The organism is Loigolactobacillus backii (genome assembly GCF_003946275.1).
In the GTDB taxonomy this organism is placed as follows: Bacteria; Bacillota; Bacilli; order Lactobacillales; family Lactobacillaceae; genus Loigolactobacillus; species Loigolactobacillus backii.
Genome location: NZ_RHNQ01000094.1, coordinates 1 through 5,783 on the forward strand (window position 1 = coordinate 1; position 5,783 = coordinate 5,783).

Consider the following 5,783-nt stretch of genomic DNA (forward strand, 5'->3'; position numbering starts at 1 on the left):
AACTTTTGAGTATCTATATTGTATCTATTAGTATCTAAATTATTAGTATAGTCTAGATCTTGTCTCTTTTTGAGAAGTCCGCTTGTACCAAGGGATTCAGATGTATCAGAAACGGTATCATGCGGGTTTCTCTTTTTGAGAAGTCCGTTTGTACCAAGGGGTTCAACGGTATCATGCGGGTTTCTCTTTTTGAGAAGTCCGCTTGTACCAAGGGGTTCAGGCGATTTTAATGGCTCTCGCTTAATATAAACGTCTTTTGCTGTTACTTCCAAATCTGCCAAATATAATCTATTTGGTTCGTTTTTGCCTGATCTTGGATTAAAACCCATATGTTTTTGATACAAAAGGTTTGCGTCGATTAATTCGTGTTTAATCTTATTGATTTTATTATTTGACCAGTTTCGTAAATCTTTTAGTTCATTGTTTGTGTATATGAAATATACGTTGTTATTTTCGTCAACCCAATTATTGCTTAGTGAGTAACTTAGACGATCGCGTAACACCGAATAAAGTAAAATGGCACTATCGCTAAGATCCTTATATTTTTCTCCTTGGAGTAAGATCTGCGGCAAAGCGTAGAACTTTACTTCATAGGCTCTTTTAGCATTTGTAAAGTTAAAGTTTGATTGATCCATAATAAAAGCTCCCTTTCTTAACTGACACAGGCCGTCTTAATAGAGAGTTGCTAAAACATCTGACTTGTTTTAAAATACAAATCTGGTATGCTTTAACTGAATTACAAAGCGAACATTGGACGTGATCGGCTTTGTAAATTCACCGGCATGTGTCTATTCTGGGTTGCCTATACGGCAACTTTTTTTAATTTCTAACAACAAAAATGGACTAAATAGCATTGGTTAGCTACTTAGTCCATTGGATTTAATTTGTTTTTAACTATCCTTCACTTGTCCCATAGGACTGGTTTGCGGTATAATTAACCTACAAATTAAGAACAATGTTCAGACGATTTTAACTTGGCGGTCTAAATTGTCTGAATCTAAGTAGCTCTCTATTAGCTACTTGCTAAACCTAAAATCCCCGATTCCTCGTGAATCGGGGATTTTTCTGTTTAGCTTGATCTCTTTATTTGGTTGTTAAATTAATCTTAGTCTAGCATAGCGCTTACTTACAGGCAACCGTATTTGGTTCAGTGCACTTTACTAGCTTTTACCTAAGCACAAATTAATCAAACAAATAAATTGTGTGTTTACTTGTTTGATTAATTATTTATTTAATTACTAAATTGCATCTATGATTGAAGCTAAGAATTCTGAACGATTTTTAAATCCGTTTTTTCGGGCAGCCGTATCCATTTTTTTTAGTTGGCTTTCAGTAATTGAGAAGGTAACTGATCGCTTACGCTCTACTTCCTTTCGGCTGATATTTTTCAAAAATGCGACTGCATCTTTCTTGTTGTCTTTCAATGTAGTTTCGTAACTTTCTCTCATTTCTTCGTCTTTTTTATGATTGAATGAATCTAAACTCATAATCTAACTCTCCTTACTTGGTTTCATTTGCTAATTCTTGAAAAAGATGATCGGCGTGTTTTATGAACTTTTGATTTTGCTTTAAAATGGATTCATCACGATTGGCTAATTCAAATATTGAAGCGTGCCTTGCAGTAGCTTTATTAAAGAGCTCTCTTTCAGGAATTATAGTTGCGACTGTTTCATCGCCTTCTATGTGTTTTAGCAAATCGCGAGACATGCTTGTATTATGTCTAATCATATTACCGATAAAGAAAAGCTTTGCGTCAACGTAAGTTTCGCCAGTTCGATAATCAAAAAGTGATTTTCTGAATTTTTCGAGTCGTGTTTCTAGGTCAAACTTGGCATTGTAGCCATGTTCACTGGGTGTAATGGGACTAAGCAGGTAATTACTGATAGCAATAGCGTTTTTAGTGATGGTGCTAAAATCTGGGTGCGTATCAATTAAGATATAGTCATAGTCGGTTAAGCTTAATGAATCGAAGTTGTTTTTAAACCACATGAACAACATCATTTCTTTGTTACTGTTATTTTCTAGATAACTTCCTAAAACATCTAGGTCTATAAAACCGGCTATTAAATCTAGATTCGGTCCGACACTGTCAATTTTTACTTTTTGAGCATTGTCATTTTCTTTAAACGCTTCAGCGATGGTATTATCTCGTCGTGTCTTTTCAAAAACGGTTGTTAAATTGCACTGATGGTCTAAATCGATTAATAGAACCTTCTTACCATGTTTGGCTAACCAATCACCATAATTTAAAGTCAAGGTTGTTTTACCAACACCACCCTTGATAGCAGTAAAAGTAATAATCTTCATCTTGATACCTCCTTCATCTAGCTTAATTATATCATTAGTAGACAAACAAATAAACAATTTATTAAATAATTAATGCAATGGCTTTGGCCGGCTTAATCACGTACTTCGGCAATATCAACATCACTCATTCTCGGCTGATAAGGCTTAAACTAGTCTGATATGCTTAACACTTCTTTACTGTATATTGATTTAAGTGTACACCGCCAGGCTTTTTTACTGTCTAAATTTAACTAGCACCACGCGTATGAGTATTATAATTGAAAATACTAAAAATAAGACTTATGGTTTGCTTGTAAATATTTTTATATAATTCGTAGACTAAGATTTTGCTACTTTAGGAGGTCGATGAACAATGAAAAACAGAAAATTAGGGTTAGTTCTATTGGCAAGTGCAATTTTAACTGCCACATATATACCAACAAGCAGGGCTTCTGCAGATACTACCCAGTTAAAACAAACTAATGTCATAAAGGATGCTGGTTAAACAACTGAAACAGCAAAATTATCAGATTCAGAAAATAATCAATTGACTGAGAATCAAATTAATCAACTTGATCCATATGTAAAAGTTGTTAATAATCAATACGTATTACAGCTCCCTGAAAATAATAATGTTTCTCAAAGCATGGTTACAGAAATAGAAGATGAGCTTTCACAAGTCAATGCTGACATTAAAAGCAACGGCTATACTATCAAGACTAATGATAAGACATATGGAGCTTCAACAAGTGCAGCATTCGGTGTAGTATTGGCCAAGTCTTCATCAAATCCAACTATTAAACGTTTTTGGTGGGGGATTAGGGTGTATATGCGCAATAAGACAGCAGTAAATAAAGAGATAGCAGAATTCAAAAATGGTCAAGCTATTGCTGAATTTGGATCACTTGTATCTCCACCAGTCGGAGTTACCCTTCTATCTATTTTAGCAATATAGCAGATCAACTGACTAATATGAGAGATGCTCACCCGCATAGTAAACTTTATATGGACATTAATCGTTTTGGCGTTTATAAAATCAAAACGTATTAATTTTGGATGTAAGCTGATTCCTTCCTTTTGAGAGACGATTTATTCATTATACGCTCTCTTAAAAGTTGTCTCAGGAATCAGCTTACATCCAATATCAAAAAAACCTTTACAGGTGGAATCTTTTAGATTATTATCTAAAGAGTAATCGTTACTATTTGCAAGGGAGAGGATATCTCGTGTTACATAAATTTTCGGGCTTCAAGGCAGTACTGCTAGTCATTGCAGCGGTTGCTTTAGGGATTGGTTTAACCGGCTGTGCAAGCAACTCAGCCAGCAACGGCAAAATTAAGATTACCGCTACGACTGATTTTTATGGCGAGGTCGCAAAGGCAGTTGTCGGCAGTAAGGGGGACGTGACTTCCATCATTACCAACCCCAACGTGGATCCTCACGATTACCAGGCATCGACAAAGGTGGCTAAGGAAACGGTTGGCTCAAAGATTGTCATCGCCAACGGGATTGGCTACGATGGCTGGATGAATAATTTGGTTAAGGATAGCAGCAAGGTTGACTATATCAAAGTCGGTGAAGACTTGATGGGCAAGCAGAACGGCGACAATCCACATCTGTGGTATAACCCGGCAACCATGCCTAAGTTAGCCAATACCATTGCGACAAAGCTTGGTAAACTGCAGCCAAAGAACAAGGCCTACTTTAAGAAGAATGCCAAGAAATACATCGCTTCATTGAAGCCGGTCAATGATAAAATCGCTCAGTTGAAGCAACTGGCTGCAACGAAGAAGAACAAAGAAGTCTATGTTAGTGAGCCGGTATTTGACTACGCCCTTGAAGCAACCGGTTTTAAGGTTGGCGACCCCCAGTTCGAAAATGACACTGAAAAAGGTGTCGATCCATCACCACAGACAATTCGAACGATGCAAAACGGCATCAAGAACCACAAGATCGCCTTCTTCGTTTTCAACAAGCAGGTTGACAGCAAGACTGTCAATAATCTGGTCGCCTTAGCTAAGCAGAACAAGGTACCGGTATTACCGGTCACTGAAACATTGCCAGCTAATAAGACTTACGTCAGTTGGATGGATGCACAATATACCCAGTTAATGAATATTTTGAAATAGTTCGTATCAAAAAAGCCGAGAAGTCAGAATTGATTTCTCGGCTTTTTTGTATTTAATTATAACTTCCTCGATTTAAAATTGAAGTGCAACACCTGCTCTACTAGACCAGTTCTTTATTCAGACTAGTCAAAAAGGCCATGAAGACCTATTCTTAATTCACCACAAACAAGAAAGAGGTATCTTCATGACCCGAATTAAGAATATCATATCTAATCAGTATCACCAACTCAATTTAGCTGAACGTGGTCGAATTGAATCCCTAAGGGACTTAGATTGGTCTATCCGCCGGATTGCCCAGGCCCTTCATCGTAATCCCAGCACGATTTCACGTGAATTAAAACGTGGGACAACGACACAGATTAACGCTAGTACTCATATCTTTGAACAGTCATATCTGGCAGAAACTGGTGAAGCAATTTATCGTAAGCACCGACTAAATAGCTGTTATCGTGGACTCTTTGATCATTGTCAAACCTTCTGTAATGCTTTGGTGACAGCTTTAAAAGCGCGTCCCAGGATGCATAGTGTGGATACTTTTGTCCACCAATTCAAGACTGATCACCCAAGGCTTGTCTGCCCCTCAACACCGACGGTGTACCGGTATATTGATGACCAGCGTTTAGCTATCCGCAATTCAGACCTACCAGCTAAACTACGTCGCCGGATTAAATGCCCCGGGGCAAAGCATCATCGAATCAATAAGAAAAATCTGGGCCATTCAATCGAAGAGCGTCCCGCCATGGTTCAAGCGCGTCAAGAGCTTGGACACTGGGAAGGTGACTTGGTCAAAGGCAAACGGGTTGAATCTGAGCCAGCATTAATGACTTTGACTGAACGTGTTAGTCGCTTAGAGATCATCGTTAAACTTCCCAATTATCATGCCGACACTTGCTTGAAAGCCCTCCAGAATACCTTATATGACTATGGAACCGAGCACTTTAAAACCATTACTTTTGATAATGGTGCTGAGTTCTCAAGCTTGAGTCAAGTCAAGGGAACTGACATCTACTTTGCCCATCCTTATTCACCATGGGAACGTGGAACCAATGAGAACACTAACGGCCTTTTGCGCGAGTTCTTCCCGAAGGGCAGATCCTTGGCTTCGGCCTCACTCATTGACATTCAGCTGGCTCAAGATACCTTAAACAACCGGCTACGGCGGTCATTGAACTATCGCTGCCCAGCCGATCTAATGCCTGAACTAGCTTAGCAACTAGACCACTTCTAAGAATAGATTCTTAGTGTTGCACTTGATTTGACAATTGAGGATTATTAAAAATCAGTCAAAATAGGAAATAATTTAAAATATCCTTTTTCATGATCTTTCACCTGTCTTAGATTTTAGAAGTATCACTTGGTTTCTCAATT

At 38.0% G+C, this 5,783-nt stretch carries 7 protein-coding genes; 4 read left to right on the forward strand and 3 right to left on the reverse strand.

Translation table 11 applies throughout. From position 1 onward, the window contains the following. From EKM61_RS11140 to EKM61_RS11150, 3 genes are all read right to left on the reverse strand, one after another. Window positions 1–635: replication initiator protein A (locus EKM61_RS11140; protein ID WP_164505770.1), on the reverse strand; the 635-nt coding region annotated here is incomplete at its 3' end. Window positions 636–1,238: 603 nt separating this feature from the next. Next, complete coding sequence (locus EKM61_RS11145; protein ID WP_002825834.1) at window positions 1,239–1,487, reverse strand: ribbon-helix-helix domain-containing protein; 249 nt, start codon at window positions 1,485–1,487, stop codon at window positions 1,239–1,241. A gap of 13 nt (window positions 1,488–1,500) precedes the next feature. After that, window positions 1,501–2,307 carry a ParA family protein gene (locus tag EKM61_RS11150; protein ID WP_068226388.1) on the reverse strand — a complete coding sequence of 269 codons (807 nt, stop codon included), beginning with the start codon at window positions 2,305–2,307 and terminating at the stop codon, window positions 1,501–1,503. Window positions 2,308–2,659: 352 nt separating this feature from the next. On the opposite strand from EKM61_RS11150, the gene EKM61_RS12310 reads away from it, so the two are divergent. From EKM61_RS12310 to EKM61_RS11165, 4 genes are all read left to right on the forward strand, one after another. Then, complete coding sequence (locus EKM61_RS12310) at window positions 2,660–2,791, forward strand: hypothetical protein (protein WP_257749690.1); 132 nt, start codon at window positions 2,660–2,662, stop codon at window positions 2,789–2,791. A 42-nt stretch (window positions 2,792–2,833) separates the two neighbouring features. Then, the gene (locus tag EKM61_RS11155; RefSeq protein WP_068226390.1) at window positions 2,834–3,241 is read left to right on the forward strand and encodes a hypothetical protein; all 408 of its coding nucleotides are present in this window, start codon (window positions 2,834–2,836) and stop codon (window positions 3,239–3,241) included. Between the two features lie 271 nt (window positions 3,242–3,512). Then, window positions 3,513–4,415: a metal ABC transporter solute-binding protein gene (locus EKM61_RS11160; RefSeq protein ID WP_068226392.1), complete on the forward strand. Its 903-nt coding sequence runs from the start codon at window positions 3,513–3,515 to the stop codon at window positions 4,413–4,415. Window positions 4,416–4,599: 184 nt separating this feature from the next. Continuing rightward, window positions 4,600–5,625 (forward strand): IS30 family transposase, encoded by a 1,026-nt coding sequence (locus EKM61_RS11165; RefSeq protein ID WP_010619295.1) that lies wholly within the window; start codon window positions 4,600–4,602, stop codon window positions 5,623–5,625. Window positions 5,626–5,783: the final 158 nt, after the last annotated feature.

Excerpts from the sequence above, each read along its gene's own strand:
- EKM61_RS11145 (WP_002825834.1), bottom strand. The coding sequence starts at position 1,487 with ATGAGTTTAGATTCATTCAATCATAAAAAAGACGAAGAAATGAGAGAA.
- EKM61_RS11150 (WP_068226388.1), bottom strand. The coding sequence starts at position 2,307 with ATGAAGATTATTACTTTTACTGCTATCAAGGGTGGTGTTGGTAAAACA.
- EKM61_RS12310 (WP_257749690.1), top strand. The coding sequence starts at position 2,660 with ATGAAAAACAGAAAATTAGGGTTAGTTCTATTGGCAAGTGCAATTTTA.
- EKM61_RS11165 (WP_010619295.1), top strand. The coding sequence starts at position 4,600 with ATGACCCGAATTAAGAATATCATATCTAATCAGTATCACCAACTCAAT.